Below are 17141 nucleotides of genomic sequence, written 5' to 3'. Positions count from 1 at the left end.
GTATTTGCTTTTGTGAAATCTGATACCCCCAAATAGCGCATTCAGAGGGGGACTCCATGCCGTTGACCGATAAACAGGCAAAGGCCGCCGCACCGGCTGAAAAGGACTACAAGCTAGCTGACGAAAAGGGCCTGTTTCTGCTGGTGAAGCGCAACGGGGCCAAATACTGGCGCATGAAATACCGCTTTGCTGGTAAGGAGAAACTGCTGTCTATCGGCGTTTATCCTGAGACTAGCTTGAAAGCCGCCCGCACCAAACGGGACGAAGCCCGGCAACTGTTGGCTGAAGGGACAGACCCCAGCGTAGCTAAGAGGGCTAGGAAGCAGGCAACCATAACGGCAGCACTGAATAGCTTTGAAGCTATAGCGCTGGAGTGGCACCAACTCAAGTCTGCCGGATGGGCTCAAAGCAACGCCGATAAGATTAAAGGGCGAATGGAGAAATACCTGTTCCCGGTGATTGGAAGCCGTCCCATAGACTCAATAGAAGCGCCTGAGCTGTTAACCCTTATCCGCAAGATAGAGGCCAAAGAACACTACGAAACAGCCCACCGGGTGCGCAGCTATGCCAGCAAGGTTTTCAAATACGCCATAGCAACCGGCAGGGCCAGCCGTGACCCAGCGGGTGATTTGGTGGGCACGCTCAAGCCTAAACAGACCAAACACTACGCCGCAATTACCACCCCTCAGGAGTTCGGAAGGCTGCTGCTTGCCATTGATAACTATCAGGGCACCCCGGCAGTGATAGCTGCCCTAAAGTGTTCAGCCCTGTGGTTTTGCCGCCCTGGAGAGCTAAGGCAAACAGAGTGGGCAGAGGTGGACTTTGATAACCAGATGATTGTTATTCCCGGCGACCGCATGAAGATGCGCAACGATCACATCATCCCCCTCAGTCGCCAGAGTATCGAGATACTTAGGGAGTTGGAACCGCTCACCCGCCGCAGTAAATACGTGTTCCCGGGTGTCAGAGGTGCTAGCCGCCCGCTATCTGAAAATGGGGTACGCACAGCTCTACTAAACATGGGGTACGACAATAACACCCACACCGCCCACGGATTCAGAGCCACCGCCCGCACCCTGCTTGATGAGGTTTTGGGCTACCGCTTTGAGTGGATCGAGCAACAGCTGGCGCATGAGGTAAGGGACACAAACGGCAGGGCCTACAACCGCACCCAGCACCTGGAGCAACGCCGGGAAATGATGCAACGCTGGGCCGATTACCTGGATCAGCTCAAGACAGCAGCCGCAGCCGGTAACGTGATAAGCGCCAGCTTTGGCGGCCGAGCCGGGTGATTACTCAAACTGAGGGTGCGCTACACAGCTGCTGCTAAGGCTAACCCAACTCAACCCAACCCAACCCAACCCAACCCAACCCAACCCAACCCAACCCAACCCAACCCAACCCAACCCAACCCGCTTATAACATCCGTAACCTGAAATCTTATTGCGCAATCTGGCACCGACTTAAACGCCATCGTGGGTTGTGGCGGATAAATGAGAACGCCTGAATAGGCTTGCATAATTCTGAAAGGGCTGTATAAATTGACATACTGGTTAGGCGTACAGCCTAGCGATGCGCAAACGATCAAGCCCTTTAAGAGCTGTTGTTTGCTTAATTTTTGAAAGCGAATCCAAAAAACCGTCTTCTACGCAGGAAGCACAGAAGGCTAACAGAGGCAAATACCGCGCTATGAATATCCTATGTTTCGATTACAGAAGGCGAATACCGATATGGTCATTGATACCTTTGAGGGAGCATATTGCTGCACCCTAGCCAACCAATCGTACCTTTCACGCGGAACCTCAGTAGTCAGGCCAAAGTGCGCCGACAGGAGTACTGAGCCCCCTCCTATCACCCCGTTTTTCGGTCGTTTCATTAACACGTCTGAATCAAGCGAGGTGTGAACATGTCTTCCACAAATCATATTCTCCGCCGCCGCGAAGTAGAGCAGCGGGTGGGCCTGTCTTGTTCAACGCTTTACCGCCTAATGGAAAAAGGCGACTTTCCTAAGCCTCTAAAGCTTACGGCTCATGCTGTGGGATGGAGGGCGTCTGATGTCGATCGGTGGCTTGATAGTCGCTGCAATGACAATGCAGCGTAAGGGGGAAGGTATGCCTAAAACAACAGCAGCCCCCGCCAAAGCGGGAGCCACCGTCGATAAGCCGACTTCAATCATAGCAGCTTTGCTGGTATCTGGAATGCTTACTAGGCGGAAAGCTTTGGAATTTCCATTGCCTTGGCGTGACCAGATCGAGGCACTACCCGATAACGCCCGGTTAAACATCGGCTCCACAAACCCTCTAGCAGCCGCTGAGAGCCACCGTAAGCGCCAGCAGTCGCTGGGATACTGTAAAGCGGTTTATCAGCCGCCAGCAGCCCCTGAGGGCTTTGTGGTGTATTTGTCGAGTCGGGAGTGCGAGATTCTGACGTACCTACGGCCCGGTCACTGGGTTCTATCGGCAAGCCTTAAGGGCAAGGCAGAAACACGCCGCCCGCTGGCGACGCTGAGAGAGTTCGGTCTGATCATCATCACCAGCTACCAGGAAGGTGGGGACAGCTACCGCCTACTTGGCAGCATCACCCTAACCCCCAGCCCCTCCGATCTAACTGCCGCCATTCAAGTCGTGGATCTGCTGCCAGACAGGGAGACTGCCGCCAGCATTGAGCGCCAGCGGGCCCGGTCTGCATTTGCGAAGCGGCTGGCGCTGATCGAAAAACGAGCCTCCCACCTGAGACCAGGGACAGACCCGAAGCAGTTACTCCTGCCCGATTCTGCCGCTTGAGACTTTAGGGCCGGGCATTGCGCCCGGCAGGAGGTTAACCGATGGCAGAGCGCCAGAGGAAAAAAGGCCGCTTCGTTGGGATCCCCTACAACGTGGCCAGGTCCGTCTACTTCTATGAGCTCAAAGGCGGCGAGCTGAGGCTTCTTATCGAGCTTCTTACGCAGTTCAACGGGAAGAATAACGGCTGCCTAACGACTGCAGAGTCAGAGTTGAGCAAAAGGGGGTGGGCTGCTTCGTCCATATACACCGCATCAACGGGACTACAGCGCAAAGGCTGGATAGTTGTAACCCGGCAAGGCTACAAGGTGCGAGGCTGGGCAACGCTCGTGGCGATCACCTGGAACGGGATTGATGAGCCCGCCAAAGGTGTGCGGTATGACGCTGGGGTGAAGCCGTCACCTGCGCCGCTCAATTACTGGTGCAAGCACCCGGATACATGGGAGCTAATCCCCAGGTGCTTACAAAAGAACTCCTCAAAAACTGAATGGATAGAGGCCGATAGTACCCAAAAACTGAATGGTCAAAACCGCAAAATTGCCTAACCCATTCAAAAACTGAGTACTAACAGGGGGTTTTTGGGTGTCGATCCATTCAAAAACTGAGGGTTTATATATAACGCCATACATTAGGCAAAAAAGTACTGGAGGTGATAACGACCAAGAGGGCACACCCTGACGCCCGATCAGCACACCGGCACTGCGCCAACTGATCGAGCCATACCAGCGGGAGTATTGGCAGTGAGCTGGATTCGAGCCTCGCAGTGCATCCAGCAACTGCCAACCCAACAACGGAACCATGCTGGCGCTGTGACCACTGAACACCTGTAACGCTTCCCCCTGGCTGGGCTTCGATCTACTAACAAAAGCTAACAGGCAACCAGCACACCACACCTTCAAAAAACTTCAGTTACCGGGGAGTCCCGATCCATTACACCCTCACACCTGGAGCCATAACAAACCATAACAGGCCAACTACCCGAAAACGGGTAACGGCTGGGGGGTAAGTTGAAAGCTCGGCATGATCGAGCAACGGAAACCACGTCACCCCGCATACAGAGATTTTTTCCCTGCTGGAGTCGCCTGTTAAGTCTGGCGTTAACTACTAGGGAAAACTTGTACTCTGCTGGCGCTAGCTACCTGTCAAAACCTGTCGTTCAACCGGCTGTAACTACTCAAGAAAACTAAGGGTGCGAACACAGCAAAAGGCCACGCCGAAACCTGATAAAACCTGACATTGTGAACGCTGGCGCTGAGGTGGCGGGAAAGGTTTTTCTGACATCACTACGCGAGACAAGCAAAGATTTTTTCCCAGTCACTACGTGAGACTGCATGAAGATTTTTCCAACCTCACTACGCGAGGGAGGCGACCGACCGAGTAGAGTTTCTTTAGTCCATAAAAAGGGCCGGATAACGGCCCGATAGGGGCTAGATTTTCCCGGCTATAAAAACGGGGCTTCTGAGTTTCTTGGCTCCAGAAAAAGCGACCGCCTCAAAGCCATTCAGAGGGCTCTGCCCCCCACCCCCCCCTACGGAAGTATCGTAGTTCTAATTACGGGATATCTCGGAGTTATCGGAGTCCATAAAAAGCGCCAGCCGCAGATCAGCAGACTTCCCCCAGTGGGGTATGTTCAATGCCGACACCATATGCCTATACTTGCCGGACTAAGGACGAACCATCAACGCAGGAGGCGATCACATGGACTACAAACTATTGGCAATCCGTAACGGGGTACGCCTACTCTCTACCGGCGACACCTTCACCCTATCCAACGCTTTGCCCTTTCCCGATCTGTTCGATGCTGAACTGATAGATTTATTACCGATTCACTCCGATCAGCGGCTGATAGCAGTGGTGGCTGACACAATCTACCGGATGCTGATCGAGCAACAGCAGATATCCGCCTAAACTGTGGTAGTTCAGATCCGGTATGAATGCGAATGTCAGATCGATTCAAAGTAGACATTCGAAATTTTGGGAGTGACTTTATCGGCGGGAGATAGAGAACCAAAAATAAATCTTTTCAGATGCTCCAGTCGTCACGTGAGAAATGGTAACTTTAGTTAAATTTAATGTACTTATTAGGCGACCCTCAATTGATTTACAGAGCTGACATAGATGGTCTACGGGCACTTGCGGTTTTGCTCGTTATTTTTTTTCACACAAACACTATGTTTACGGGGGGGTATGTTGGCGTAGATGTTTTTTTTGTTATCAGTGGTTATTTGATTACCACGCTTTTGATTAGTGATATTGAAAACAAAAAATTTACTTTCCTTAACTTCTATCAGCGCCGAGCTGCACGCTTGCTGCCAGCTTTAAGTATCACGCTTTTATTAGTTTTGATTTTTGGTTTTTTTTTCTACACCGAGCATGCGTTTGATAGTTTAGGAAAAGACGTGTTTTTTTCTTCAATTGGCGCGGCAAATATCTTGTTTGCTCAAGGTTTAAATTATTTTGTACAGGATGTTTCTTATAAGCCACTGATACATCTTTGGTCACTTGGTGTTGAAGAGCAATTCTACTTACTATGGCCTTTTATTTTGCTTGTCACTGTAAGGTTATCTAGTAAATATCTACTTGGTTTGATCACACTTATTAGTATTTTATCTGTTATTTGGTCTGAAATTTCATTGTTAGAGCGGACAAGCGGCAGTTACTTTCTCCCCCATTATCGAGCATTTGAACTTTTGATAGGAGCGTTTTGTTCTGTTTTATTGCTAAAGAATAAAAAGGAAAAAAAGTTTTATCTAGGCCATACTGTTTGGTCTTTAATTGGACTTGGAATGATTTTCATGCCAAGTATTTTACTAAGTAAAGCCAGTTATTTTCCTGGCATAAATGCTTTGGTTCCATGCATTGGTGCTTCTCTCTTGATACTAAATAAACCAAGCGGAATAGTGAAAACTATTCTAGAGAATAGGTATGTGGTACTAGTTGGTTTAATTTCTTATCCTCTGTACCTATACCACCAGCCGATTATTTCATTTGTACTATTCTTTCAGCCTAAAATTCAGCCTATAAGCCTACTAATTGTAACTCTCACTATTGCATTACCTGCATCATGGATTACGTACAAATTTGTAGAAAAGCCAATTCGTAACTACGCACGCTTTAAAAGCGCAAGACATAAGAAAGGGTGGTTAATTTGGGGCGGTCTTGTTGCGATAATACCTGTTTTTGCCTTATCAGGTTTTTATGTTGCTAAAAGTAATGGATTTCCGCAACGATTCACCCTGTTAAACCCGTTTGCAGGCGAAATATCAAAACAACAAAAGGCTACTTTTCATGAAAACTACAAGAGGGGATTTCAAATAAGCGATGGCAGAGTTCTTTTTGTCGGTGATTCTTTGCTGCAGCAATACGTAAACCCAATAACTCAAGCACTGAGCATAGAAAAGTCTGACATTGATCTCGTTACTAGAGGCGGTTGTGTTCTGCTAAAGGGTGTCGAATTCGAGGATAAATTTTCAGATATTTCTTGTAACGCTCTTAGAGAAAATTTGTACAATCTTGAAAAGCATTATGAAGTAGTGTTTTTATCGCAGTCTTGGAAATCATATTCCAATTCGGTGCTGAACTTTGATCGTTCAAAAAATGTAATCGCACGATGGAGCCCCTTTATTGAATCTACTATTGACCATTTCAAAAGGCAGGGAAGTAGAGTAGTTATTATTGGGCCTCATCCAATGGTTGAAGGTATAGCTGATTTACAGCCAACTATTTTTTCAAGTAGAGAGAAATACCAAAAGTTACTCTCCAAGCTATTGATTGCAGATAGTAAGGATTTAATACAGGATAATTCTGAATTTGTCGCAATGTTAAATGGTCGAGCTGGTTATCTTAGCCCAAGTGACCTATTCTGCCATGAAGGACGGTGTGTAGCTCACAATGGTCAGTGGAGTTTTTTTTCAGACGCACAGCACTTGAGTGCGGCCAGTACAGATTATTTGAAAGCTGGTTTGGAGAGTGCATGGGTGCGCAGCTTTTCAGAAAAATCGCAAATGGTGCATTAGTGCCGGACTCTGTCATCCGATATCAGAGCAGACCACACCTAAATCATCTGGATGACTGGGTAGGGGTATCAAATCCTTGGAGCGCCTAGTCCTGGATAGCGACGCCCCCGTCATTTTTTCACGCCCGCGAAATATGAAAATTAATTTTGGGGGTGTTTATGGGGGTATGTTGGGCTGTTTCTTATGACTAGCCATAATTAAAACAGTATCTTATGACAGTTGTTCACTGCCTCTTAACGCACCATCTTCCTCGTGACCGCACTACGAGCCTCTTATCGGTTGCGGCTCCATACTGTCCTCTTTGTGAATATTGTCATACTGGCTCGCCACCAAAATTGAAATTGGCGCTTTTTAAGCTGATTTGCTGATCGAGAGCCACAAGTTAAAACGCAACCACCAATCCTATAACCCCAAGATGCAGCGGGTACCAGGACTGTCGCAGCCAGCGGGGAATGCCTGGAATAGGCGCACGATCCAGGTTTGCCTGGGAGACGGCGAAAACGGCGCAGCCGGTGAGAAAGCTGATCAGGATCGAGATCTGAGCGTGGTTAATCAGTGCGCAGATCGTCAAGGCGGGGACCAGGCTGATGAGTTGGTCGCGGTACCTGAATCCAAATGCAAAGGCGGGTACCAGTAGCAAGCCCCAGAGTTTGTATTCGAAATAAGGGTTGACCGCTAAGGCAAGCAGTAACATGCCGCCGGCAGCCAGGAGTTTAAGGGCGCCTTTATCGATCCGATCGACAGTGGCGAATGCCAGCAGTCCAAGTGCCAGCGTAAAGCAGACATTCAGCTTGCCGTTGTCCATGACGAAGAAATAGGGAATCTGACTAATCGCTGCGAGCACCAAAACCCTGAGGCCGTAGATATAGGGGCGGCGGGTGTTATGTACCAGGTGCCAGGCGATTAATGCGGCAAAGAGAGGAAAGGCGGTGCGGCCAGCGGTCTGGGTCCAGGGTGCGAGTGGAGAATCCGGCCAGAGATAATGGAAACTGTGCTCCAGCGTCATGGTAATAATCGCGATCCATTGCGCGTAAGCCACCCAGACGTTTTTATTGCGAGCTGTTTGCTCGACGGGCATGGATGGTTGAACGATATCGTTTGAAGACTGAGGTTGCATCGGCAGATCTACTCCTTGTATCCGGTTAGTTATGGACAGGAGAGCGCATCCGCAGTTCACTGGATGCCAAGAACCGGCACTGGACTATCCATTTCCAGGTCTCGACAGATAGACTCAGTGATCTGCTTTTGGCAGTTTCAAAGCCCGTTCGTTGTACGAGATAGCAGGCTGACCAGCAAGGTACAAACCCGTGAAAGCGCGAATTGGGCGGTAGCGAGCGATAACGAGCAGGTCGTACAAAGTGTGATAAATAGCCGCGGCCAGGATGGCCGTTTGAATCAGGTGTCATCAGGACAGGGATATGGACAGGGCTTTTCCTTTTTTCCGGTTGAGGTTGATCTGGCTGCTCTTCCTCGCGCCGTTCTTCTTTATTACCTATAACCTCGCCAACCGTTACGCAGCTCAGCTGCCAGAGGTCGATAGCCTGGTATTTGCCTGGGAACAGCATATGCCGTTTTGGGCCTGGACGATTATTCCCTACTGGTCGATCGATCTGCTTTATGGACTGTCGCTGCTGCTACCGCGGACACGAACCAGCATTCATCGCCTGGGGCTACGGTTGCTGAGTGTACAGGTCATCTGTGTGACCTGCTTTATGCTCTGGCCGCTGCATTTCTCGTTCACCCGGCCGGATACCGGCGGGGTGTTTGGGCATCTTTTCGATATTCTGATGGGTTTTGATAAGCCCTTTAATCAGGCGCCTTCACTGCATATCGCACTGTTAGTTGTTATCTGGTCCTGTTTCCGTGAGTACTGTGCACGACGCTGGAACTGGCTGATTCATGGCTGGTTTTTCCTTATAGGGCTATCGGTGCTCACTACTTGGCAGCACCATTTTATCGATCTGCCTACCGGTATTCTGGCGGGTTGTTTGTGCTGCTGGTTGTGGCCATTCGAAGAGAAGCCGGTGTACCGGATGTGCAGTCTCGAAGTCTTCAGAGATCCGGCTAATTCGCTATTACAGCGACGTCTGAAGTTGGGATTTGCTTACCTGGCTGGTACGTTTTTAACGGCTATGCTTGCCGTCTACCTCCAGCCTTGGGGGCTGTGGCTGTTTTGGCCGGCCGCATCGCTGAGTTTGGTCGCGCTGAACTATCTGCTGATCGGAGCTGACGGGTTTCAAAAGCGCTCTGAGGGTCGGTTTAGCCTCACGACACAGCTCTTGTTCATGCCCTATACGGCGGCGGCCTGGTTGAACTCGCGCGGCTGGACTTTCAACTACCCGAACGCCAGCCAGATCGATGAAAACGTCTATCTCGGGCGGCTGCCCTCAGCCCGGGAAGCAGGGCGCTACTGCGGCATTGTCGATCTCTGTGCGGAGCTGCCGCTAGGGTTGTTGCGGAAAGCTAAGCCCGCCCACTATTGCTCGGTACCGGTGTTGGATCTAACGGTGCCCAGCATCGATCAGTGTCTTTGTGCCGCCGATCATATTGAAAGGTATCGCCAGTCGGGCCCGATACTGGTGTGTTGTGCCCTGGGGGTATCGCGCAGTGCGATGGCGGTGGCTGCCTGGTTGCTTTGCTATCGATCCGGGACGAGCGTGGATGATGCTGTTACTCAGGTTGAAGCGGCGCGCCCAAAGATAAAACTGTCAGATAAACACCGCAGGGTGTTGGAGCAGCTCGCATCACATCAAAGTGCAAGAGCCGATAAACCGGTCAGTTTTGAAGCGGTTATTGCAGCAGCGTCCGATGCTTCCTCCCTATAAAGTCGCGGCTCTTTCGTCGCCATGACCTTTCTAAACGCTGCTGGCGGCTAAGGCTGTCAGCAGCAATCTGCTTCCTCTCTTTACCTTTCCTTCACCTTTGCCTCACCTGTGCCAGGCTGCATGCCGGTTAGGTATCCGCAAGATCGATATAAGTCATCCGGTCAAACGATTTTTACGATGTTAGCGCGCCGAGTAGCCTGTGAAAGTCGCAAAGTCACTCATTCTTCAGGGCGACGTTTAGATAATAGCTATCGGGGTAGTTGCGGTGTTCAAATACTTTCCAACCAATTATGTCTGGAACCTGTCGGTGGATCTCTCTATCGAGATGGGCGCCAGAATCGGTGAAATTGAAGAGATGTGCGGCCCGCTTCAGGAAGCCGCCAAGCAGCAGGATGCCGAAGGTACACGGGCATTCCGGGAAAGCTGGGAAAAGATGGCGGACAAGCTCTGCGAGCTTGCCAAAGAGGATGAAGAGCGCGGCCGGATGATCTCCGCCGGTGACAAGTACAAGCGCGCTTCGAACTACTACATCACGGCCGAGCGTTTGCAGGGGCATGGCTCTGAAGGCCGCGAGGCGCTTTATCAGCGTTTTCTGGATAGCTTCTTGCGTGGTATCGACCTGGCGAAAGATAACTGCATTCGGGTCGAGATTCCCTACGGCGATTCTTTTCTGACTGGCCTTTATGTGCGCGCCGAGGGTGTTGAAGGCAAGGCGCCGCTGTTGGTGCAGGTTAACGGCCTCGATTCCACCAAGGAGATGAAGTACTTCGTTGGCATGCCGGGCTGGCTGGCCAAGCGTGGTGTGTCCTCTCTGATTATCGATCAGCCGGGTACTGGTGAGGCACTGCGCCTGCAGGGGCTGAAAGCGATCTACAACGCCGAGCACTGGGCCTCCCAGGTGGTGGATTGGCTGGAGCAGCATCCAGAAGTCGATGCCAAGCGGATCGGTATGGAAGGCGTCTCTTTAGGCGGTTACTACTGCCCGCGTGCCGTGGCCTATGAGCCGCGCTTTGCCTGCGGTGTTGTCTGGGGCGCAAACCACGACTGGCGCGCCGTGCAGAAGGCACGTCTCAAGCGCGAGGGTGATTTCCCGGTGCCGCATTACTGGGAACACGTCTGCTGGGTCTGGGGTGCCAAGGATATCGACGAGTTCATGCAGATCGCCGAAAAAGTGCATCTGGATGGTGTTGTAGAGAACATCAAGGTGCCGTTTCTGGTGACTCACGGTGAAAAGGATTCACAGATTCCGCTGGAGTATGCCCAGCGTACCTACGATCAGTTGGTGAATAGCCCCGACCGTGAGTTGAAGGTATTCACCAAGCGGGAAGGCGGCATCCAGCACGGTAGCTTCGATAACTCCGCCAACAGCGGTGCCTATATCGTAGACTGGGTTGCCGAAAAGCTGGGTGGTCACACCGCATAAGTCGTACCCCACAAACAGCACCTAAGAATAATAACGAGGATCAAGTATGAAAATTATAGGACCGGACGCGCTGCTCTTTGGGGTCGATGACCTGGAAGCCTGCACCCAATACCTGACCGATTATGGCCTGACTCCGGTCGGTGATGGCCGCTTTGAAGCGATGGATGGCACGGCCATCGTTATCGCTGCTAAAGACGATACAAGCCTGCCTGCCGATATGGGCAATGGCTGTCAGCTGCGCAAGACACTCTACGGCGTGGCAGACGAAGCTACTCTGAATGCTGTTGCTGAGGAGCTGGGCAAGGATCGTGAGGTTCGTCGCCTTGAAGATGGCTCGATCGAAGCGCTCGATGATATGGGCTTCACCCTCGGTTTTCAGCTCACCATCCGCCGGGACTATGAAGCGCCTGCCGAAGTGGTTCACTCTCCGGGCAGCAACGCTCCAAAACGTGAGTTGAACGAGCTAGGCGTAGATCCCAGCGTAAAAATTACCCCGCGCTCTCTGTCACACCTGGTTTACTTCGTGCCCGATGGCGACAAGGCCGAAGCTTTCTACCGTGATCGTCTTGGTTTCCGTGTCACCGACCGTCTGGTGGGCGCAGGCCCATTCATGCAGCCGGGCGGCACCCAGGATCACCATACCCTGTTCATGATCCAGGCACCCGAGTTTATGCGTGGTCTTGAGCACTTCACCTTCCACTTTGGTGGCCCCACCGAGGTGATGCTCGCCGGCAGCCGTATGGTCGAAAAAGGCTACCAGTCGTTCTGGGGCCCGGGTCGTCATCAGATGGGCTCCAACTGGTTCTGGTATTTCAACAGCCCGTTCGGCGCCCGCATGGAGATGGACGCGGATATGGACCTGCACGACGAGCAGTGGGTTGCCCGTGAAATTCCGATCAGTGCAGAGATCTCCCAGGCGTTCCTGTTCCAGTATCGCGAGAAGTGGATCCCGGGGCCGGGCGGAGGCAAGTAACTTGTCTCACAACCCTCAGCGGTTGTGCGCTATCGACGAGTTGCCGGAAGGGGAGTCAAAAGGCTTCGATCTGGATGGGGACGGTCAGGACGAGCTGTTTGTCGTGCATCGCGAAGGCGTCCTGTACGCCTATCGTAACAGCTGCCCCCATCAGCCCGGCGCTCCCATGGCCTGGCGCAGACACGCGTACCTCAATAAAGAGGCTTCGCTGATCGTCTGCTTCGCCCACGGCGCGCAATTCGATATTGAATCCGGTCTCTGCATCGACGGGCCCTGTCAGGGGGCTTCCCTGACAGCGGTGCCCCTGTCGCAGGACCGGGATGGAAACGTCTACCTGACCGAATAAAACAAAGATAAGAACAACAGGAGTGTCATCATGGCAGCGGGTTTGAACAAGGTCCTCGTGATTGGGGGCGGATTTTCCGGCATGTCGGCGGCGATCTCTTTTCGCAAAGCCGGTGTTGAGGTTGATCTGGTAGAGATCGACGAAAAATGGCGCCCGGAAGGCGCAGGTATCTCCATTAATGGCCCGTCACTGCGTGCGCTCGACGAACTGGGAGTCTACGAACAGTTCAAGGAACACGGCTACGTCAGCGAAAACTTCGACGTGTTCGCCGCCACCGGCGAGTTTGTCGTGCAGCTGCCAACACGTCCGCCAGTGCATGAGCGTGAACTGCCGGGCGGAGGCGGGATTCTGCGCCCGGCGCTGGCAAAGATCCTGGCGGACAAGTGCCTGGAAGTGGGCACCAACGTGCGCCTGGGGCTGAGCTACAGCGAGATTACGCAGACAGGAAGGGGCGCACGTGTCCAGTTTACCGATGGTAGCGAGGGCGATTATGACCTGGTGGTGGCTGCCGATGGCGTCCACTCCAGTGTGCGTAAAACCTATTTTCCCGATGCGCCACAGCCCAAACCGATTCATCAGAGCGTCTGGCGTGCCGTGCTGCCGCGACCGGCCGACGTGGTGCGTCCTCGCATGTGGATGGGCCGTACCAAGGTCGGCGTAAACCCGATCTCCGAAACCCAGATGTACATGTTCCTGACCGAAGATCGCGCCATCGATGATCGCGTGGAACCGGAAAAACAAACCGAAGTGCTGGCTGCTCTGGTGCGTGAATTCCCTGCGCCGATGCTGCAGGAACTGGCCAACGAGCTGGACAAACCGGATGCCAACGTGGACTACCGTCCGCTGGCTAACCTGCTGGTGCCGCTGCCCTGGCACACCGGTCGCATCGTGATGATCGGCGATGCCGCCCACGCCACCACACCGCATCTGGCCTCCGGTGCCGGTATCGGTATCGAGAGCGCCATGGTGCTGGCCGAAGAGCTGGATAAAAGCGCCGATATCGAAACCGGTCTCAAGGCGTTCGAAGCGCGCCGCTGGGAGCGCTGCCGCATGGTGATCGAGAACTCCGCCGCGCTGTGCGAGATCGAGAAGAGCGGCGGCAGCCGTGACGAGCACGCGAGCATCATGCGTGAGTCCATGGCCACGCTGGCACAGCCGATCTAAGGTCAGCTCCGCTTCGGTTTAACGCCCGGCTTGCTCCGGGCGTTGCTCCCCACAGTTTTTAGGAGACAAACAATGGCGATCAATCCCAAGCGTCGTTTCGTCGATCTGTCGATCTTTCTGGAAAACGATGTTCTCTCCGATCCGCCGCCGCTGGCGCCGAAAATTACCTACCAGACCCATGACGAAACCGTGCATGAGTTTGTGCAGATGCTGCCGGGTACCACGCCGGAAGATTTCCCCGATGGTGAGGCAGCTGCGGCGGAGTGGGTCACCTGCACCACGCACAGTGGCACCCATCTGGATGCGCCTTACCATTTTCACTCCACCCAGGATGCCAAGCTGGGTGAGAAAAAGCCCTCCATGACCATCGACCAGGTGCCGCTGGAGTGGTGCTTTCAGCAGGGCGTAAAGCTCGATTTCCGTCACCTGCCGGATGGTCACGTGGTCACGGCCAAAGAGGTTGAAGAGGAGCTGGAGCGGATCGGGCATGAACTGCAGCCGCTGGATATCGTGGTGGTGAACACCCGCGCCGGCTCCCGCTACGGCAATAACGATTACGTGAACGCCGGCTGCGGCATGGGCTATGAAGCGACCATGTATCTGCTCGAACGCGGTGTGCGCCTGACCGGCACCGATGCCTGGAGCTGGGATGCCCCGTTCAGCTACACCGCCGAGCGTATCCGCGAAACCGGTGACAAGAGCCTGATCTGGGAAGGGCACAAGGCCGGGCGCGATATCGGCTACTGCCACCTGGAGAAGCTGCATAACCTGGAAGCACTGCCGGCCACCGGTTTCATGATCAGCTGCTTCCCGCACAAGATTCGTGGCGCTTCCGCGGGCTGGACCCGTGCCGTGGCGATCTTCGACGAAGATTAACCGGCAGGGAGAAGCCGCGATGAGCTTTCCACCGATTCACCGGGTAGTCACCGGCCATGATGCCGAGGGCAATGCCGTGGTCGCCAGCGAGGGGGCGCCGCCCAAGGTGGTCGAGATCGAGTCGATCCCAGGCACCCTGTTCCAAGAGATCTGGGCCACTGGTGCGACACCGGCCGTCGTGGATAATGGCGAAGATCCCACCCTGGGCGATCTGCAGTTATCGCCACCGGCATCGGGCACCCGTATCCGCATCGTCGATATTCCGCCGGACAGTGAAGAGTTTCTCGCCCGCGGCGCCGAGGCGATGGATGCGGCGTTCAGCCAGATCGGCGAGGTCGAGGCCTCCACCGTGAAGTCCGATTCGCCCCATCCGCTGATGCACCGTACCGAAACGGTGGATTACGGCATTTTGCTGGAGGGGGAACTGGTGCTGGTGCTCGACAGGGGCGTGGTCACTTTAAAACCGGGCAGTGTGGTGGTGCAGCGCGGTACCAATCACGCCTGGGCCAACCGCTCCGGCAAGCCCTGCCGCATCGCCTTTATCCTGGTCGATGGCCGCTATGATCCGGCGCTGGCCGAAGCACTCGAAGCCCGCTGAGCCGGGCAAAGAATAAAAAGTATTAAAAGAGGGATATAAAGGATGAAACTGGCCACTCTTAATGACGGCAGCCGTGATGGAAGGCTGCTGGTCGTCTCCCGTGATCTGAGCCATGCGGTCAAGGCGCAGGGCGTTAATACCATGCAGCAGTTACTGGAAAACTGGTCCGATTTTGAGCCCGGTCTGCAGCAGCAGTATGCCCAGCTTAATAACGGTGAGCTCAGCGAGACACTGTTTTTCGACCCGGCCCAGGTGATGGCGCCGCTGCCGCGCACTCATCAGTTCGTCGATGGTTCGGCCTTCCTCAATCATGGCAACATCATGGAGCAGGCGTTCAATCTGACCATTAAGAACGAGGATAACCGACCGATCATGATTCAGCGCCAGGGCGACGATTTCCGAGGTCCCTGTGAGGATTACCCGTTCCCGTCAGAGGCCGATAACGGTGATTTTGAGGGCGAGGTCGCGGTCATCCTCGATGATACCCCCATGGGCGTCACGCCGGCGGAAGCGGAAAGCAAGGTCCGTCTGCTGGTGTTGATGAACGATGTCAGTATGCGTGCCCATCTGTTCAAGGAGATCCAGCTGGGGTTCGGCTTCCTGCTGGCCAAACCGGCCACCGTGTTCGGCCCGGTTGCTGTCACGCCGGATGAGCTGGGCGAGGACTGGAAAGAGGGGCGCGTGCATCTGGATATGAACGTATCGCGCAATGGCGAGTGGTTCGGCAATCCCAATGGCGGCGAGATGGACTTCAGCTTTGGCGAGCTGATCGCGCACCTGTGCTACAACCGTAACCTACGCGCCGGCATGGTGCTCGGTAGCGGTACCTTCTCCAATGAGAAATACAACAAGGTGGGCTCAGCTTGCCTCGCCGAGCGCCGCGCCATCGATGTGATCGAGTGCGGTGAGCCGAAAACCGATTTCCTTCACTTCGGTGAAAGACTGCGTTTCGAGATGTTTGGCCGCGACGGCCAGTCGATCTTCGGCGCCATCGATCATCGCTTTGTGCAGGCGGATACCAAAAGATGAAGGTGCTGGTCACCGGCGGTAACGGCTTTGTCGGTCGAGCGTTGGTTAACCGTTTGCTGAAGGATCGGTCGATAGAGCTGCTCACCGTCGTGGACTGCTCGGTGGACGGTTTACCGGATGATCCGCGCATAACTGCGGTCAGCGGTAGTATTGTCGATACCGGGGTGCTGAAGCAGGCGTTTGCCAGCAGGCCGGAGGTGATCTATCACCTGGCCAGTATTCCCGGTGGCGCTGCCGAAGAACACTATGAGCTCGGTCTGGATGTGAACCTGCGCGCCACCCTGGCTATGCTGGAGCTAGTCCGTTGCCAGGGGTTGTGCCCAGTGTTCCTGTTCTCCAGCTCCATCGCCGTTTATGGCGCGCCGATGCCGGATCCGGTGACCGATGACTCAACCATGAATCCGAGCCTGAGCTACGGCGCGCAGAAGCTGGCTGTCGAGGTGCTGGTGAAGGACTATCACCGGCGTGGCTGGATCGAAGCCCGTATTCTGCGCCTGCCCGGTATCGTTGCCAGGCCGCCCCAGCCGTCGGGGCTGCGCTCCGCATTTATGAGCGACCTGTTCTGGAAACTGTCTGCGGGTGAGCCGATGATCTGCCCGGTGTCGCCGGATGCGGTGGCCTGGTGGATGTCGGTGGGTTGCTGTGTGGATAACCTGATTCACGCCGTGACCGATCGCGATCCAGCCTGGCAACAGCGCTGCGATTACACCCTGCCGGTGCTCAGGCTCACCGTTGCCGACGTGGTAGAGGCGCTTGCCAAACGCTTTGGTGATAACCGTACCGCGCTGGTTGAATACCAGCCCGATGACGCGCTGGAAGCAGTGTTTGGACGCTTTCCAGAGCTGGAGTCCGGCGCTGCCTTGGCGGCGGGTTTCAAACATGATGGCGATCTGCAAAGCCTGATTCGTCGCACGCTGGACCAACAGGTTGTTCAGTCGGTCAGTCTCGTCTAAAAGGGCGGGAGTGGCGCTTGGCATGGGCCGATAACCGGATTATTGTTTAAGCTTCTAACAGATGGCCATTGTACCGATACAGTGTGCCAAGAGCGCAAAACAAAACATAATAAGGCTGCTCCTTTGTCTCTAGATTACTCTTTATCTCCAGATTGCTC

16 protein-coding genes are annotated in these 17141 nt (G+C 53.9%); 15 read left to right on the top strand and 1 reads right to left on the bottom strand.

The features are described from left to right. Positions 1-56: 56 nt before the first annotated feature. From C4S72_RS11165 to C4S72_RS11140, 6 genes are all read left to right on the top strand, one after another. Positions 57-1292: a tyrosine-type recombinase/integrase gene (locus tag C4S72_RS11165; RefSeq protein ID WP_104003203.1), complete on the top strand. Its 1236-nt coding sequence runs from the start codon at positions 57-59 to the stop codon at positions 1290-1292. A 614-nt stretch (positions 1293-1906) separates the two neighbouring features. Further along, complete coding sequence (locus C4S72_RS26220; RefSeq protein WP_104003202.1) at positions 1907-2101, top strand: helix-turn-helix transcriptional regulator; 195 nt, start codon at positions 1907-1909, stop codon at positions 2099-2101. After that, positions 2055-2783, top strand: coding sequence for a hypothetical protein (locus C4S72_RS11155; protein WP_200826786.1), 729 nt, complete (start codon positions 2055-2057; stop codon positions 2781-2783). Before C4S72_RS26220 ends, C4S72_RS11155 begins: the two co-directional genes overlap by 47 nt. Before the next feature lie 41 nt (positions 2784-2824). Beyond that, a complete protein-coding gene (locus C4S72_RS11150) occupies positions 2825-3325 on the top strand; it encodes a hypothetical protein (RefSeq protein WP_104003200.1) in 501 nt (166 codons plus the stop codon). Positions 3326-4478: 1153 nt separating this feature from the next. Further along, complete coding sequence (locus C4S72_RS11145; RefSeq protein WP_104003199.1) at positions 4479-4688, top strand: hypothetical protein; 210 nt, start codon at positions 4479-4481, stop codon at positions 4686-4688. A 164-nt stretch (positions 4689-4852) separates the two neighbouring features. Next, positions 4853-6796 (top strand): acyltransferase family protein, encoded by a 1944-nt coding sequence (locus C4S72_RS11140; RefSeq protein ID WP_104003198.1) that lies wholly within the window; start codon positions 4853-4855, stop codon positions 6794-6796. A 382-nt stretch (positions 6797-7178) separates the two neighbouring features. Here the strand turns inward: C4S72_RS11140 and C4S72_RS11135 are convergent, their stop codons facing one another. Further along, positions 7179-7913 carry a TraX family protein gene (locus tag C4S72_RS11135; RefSeq protein WP_104003197.1) on the bottom strand — a complete coding sequence of 245 codons (735 nt, stop codon included), beginning with the start codon at positions 7911-7913 and terminating at the stop codon, positions 7179-7181. A 301-nt stretch (positions 7914-8214) separates the two neighbouring features. On the opposite strand from C4S72_RS11135, the gene C4S72_RS11130 reads away from it, so the two are divergent. The 9 genes from C4S72_RS11130 (at position 8215) to C4S72_RS11090 (ending at position 16983) form a co-directional block, all read left to right on the top strand. Beyond that, the gene (locus tag C4S72_RS11130) at positions 8215-9621 is read left to right on the top strand and encodes a phosphatase PAP2/dual specificity phosphatase family protein (RefSeq protein ID WP_104003196.1); all 1407 of its coding nucleotides are present in this window, start codon (positions 8215-8217) and stop codon (positions 9619-9621) included. Between the two features lie 265 nt (positions 9622-9886). Beyond that, on the top strand, positions 9887-11044 hold the full coding sequence (locus C4S72_RS11125; RefSeq protein ID WP_104003195.1) for an alpha/beta hydrolase family protein: 1158 nt from the start codon (positions 9887-9889) through the stop codon (positions 11042-11044). 46 nt (positions 11045-11090) lie between these two features. Continuing rightward, positions 11091-12017 carry a VOC family protein gene (locus tag C4S72_RS11120; protein WP_104003194.1) on the top strand — a complete coding sequence of 309 codons (927 nt, stop codon included), beginning with the start codon at positions 11091-11093 and terminating at the stop codon, positions 12015-12017. Position 12018: 1 nt separating this feature from the next. Further along, on the top strand, positions 12019-12363 hold the full coding sequence (locus tag C4S72_RS11115) for a Rieske (2Fe-2S) protein (protein WP_104003193.1): 345 nt from the start codon (positions 12019-12021) through the stop codon (positions 12361-12363). Positions 12364-12393: 30 nt separating this feature from the next. Further along, a complete protein-coding gene (locus C4S72_RS11110; protein ID WP_104003192.1) occupies positions 12394-13527 on the top strand; it encodes an FAD-dependent oxidoreductase in 1134 nt (377 codons plus the stop codon). Between the two features lie 72 nt (positions 13528-13599). Continuing rightward, on the top strand, positions 13600-14403 hold the full coding sequence (locus C4S72_RS11105) for a cyclase family protein (RefSeq protein ID WP_104003191.1): 804 nt from the start codon (positions 13600-13602) through the stop codon (positions 14401-14403). A 19-nt stretch (positions 14404-14422) separates the two neighbouring features. Then, complete coding sequence (locus C4S72_RS11100) at positions 14423-15001, top strand: cupin domain-containing protein (RefSeq protein WP_104003190.1); 579 nt, start codon at positions 14423-14425, stop codon at positions 14999-15001. A gap of 42 nt (positions 15002-15043) precedes the next feature. After that, a complete protein-coding gene (locus C4S72_RS11095) occupies positions 15044-16030 on the top strand; it encodes a fumarylacetoacetate hydrolase family protein (RefSeq protein ID WP_104003189.1) in 987 nt (328 codons plus the stop codon). Then, positions 16027-16983 (top strand): NAD-dependent epimerase/dehydratase family protein, encoded by a 957-nt coding sequence (locus tag C4S72_RS11090; protein WP_104003188.1) that lies wholly within the window; start codon positions 16027-16029, stop codon positions 16981-16983. The genes C4S72_RS11095 and C4S72_RS11090 overlap by 4 nt, the downstream gene beginning before the upstream one ends. Positions 16984-17141: the final 158 nt, after the last annotated feature.

The sequence above is a fragment of the Marinobacterium lutimaris genome (assembly GCF_900108065.1).
In the GTDB taxonomy this organism is placed as follows: domain Bacteria; phylum Pseudomonadota; class Gammaproteobacteria; order Pseudomonadales; family Balneatricaceae; genus Marinobacterium_D; species Marinobacterium_D lutimaris.
The sequence above is the reverse complement of the archived record's forward strand: the minus strand, read 5'-3'. Positions and strand labels throughout refer to the sequence as shown.

What these genes read in the sequence shown, in the direction of transcription:
- C4S72_RS11165 (WP_104003203.1), top strand. Translation starts at nt 57, where the DNA reads ATGCCGTTGACCGATAAACAGGCAAAGGCCGCCGCACCGGCTGAAAAG.
- C4S72_RS26220 (WP_104003202.1), top strand. Translation starts at nt 1,907, where the DNA reads ATGTCTTCCACAAATCATATTCTCCGCCGCCGCGAAGTAGAGCAGCGG.
- C4S72_RS11155 (WP_200826786.1), top strand. Translation starts at nt 2,055, where the DNA reads ATGTCGATCGGTGGCTTGATAGTCGCTGCAATGACAATGCAGCGTAAG.
- C4S72_RS11150 (WP_104003200.1), top strand. Translation starts at nt 2,825, where the DNA reads ATGGCAGAGCGCCAGAGGAAAAAAGGCCGCTTCGTTGGGATCCCCTAC.
- C4S72_RS11145 (WP_104003199.1), top strand. Translation starts at nt 4,479, where the DNA reads ATGGACTACAAACTATTGGCAATCCGTAACGGGGTACGCCTACTCTCT.
- C4S72_RS11140 (WP_104003198.1), top strand. Translation starts at nt 4,853, where the DNA reads ATGTACTTATTAGGCGACCCTCAATTGATTTACAGAGCTGACATAGAT.
- C4S72_RS11135 (WP_104003197.1), bottom strand. Translation starts at nt 7,913, where the DNA reads ATGCAACCTCAGTCTTCAAACGATATCGTTCAACCATCCATGCCCGTC.
- C4S72_RS11130 (WP_104003196.1), top strand. Translation starts at nt 8,215, where the DNA reads ATGGACAGGGCTTTTCCTTTTTTCCGGTTGAGGTTGATCTGGCTGCTC.
- C4S72_RS11120 (WP_104003194.1), top strand. Translation starts at nt 11,091, where the DNA reads ATGAAAATTATAGGACCGGACGCGCTGCTCTTTGGGGTCGATGACCTG.
- C4S72_RS11110 (WP_104003192.1), top strand. Translation starts at nt 12,394, where the DNA reads ATGGCAGCGGGTTTGAACAAGGTCCTCGTGATTGGGGGCGGATTTTCC.
- C4S72_RS11105 (WP_104003191.1), top strand. Translation starts at nt 13,600, where the DNA reads ATGGCGATCAATCCCAAGCGTCGTTTCGTCGATCTGTCGATCTTTCTG.
- C4S72_RS11100 (WP_104003190.1), top strand. Translation starts at nt 14,423, where the DNA reads ATGAGCTTTCCACCGATTCACCGGGTAGTCACCGGCCATGATGCCGAG.
- C4S72_RS11095 (WP_104003189.1), top strand. Translation starts at nt 15,044, where the DNA reads ATGAAACTGGCCACTCTTAATGACGGCAGCCGTGATGGAAGGCTGCTG.
- C4S72_RS11090 (WP_104003188.1), top strand. Translation starts at nt 16,027, where the DNA reads ATGAAGGTGCTGGTCACCGGCGGTAACGGCTTTGTCGGTCGAGCGTTG.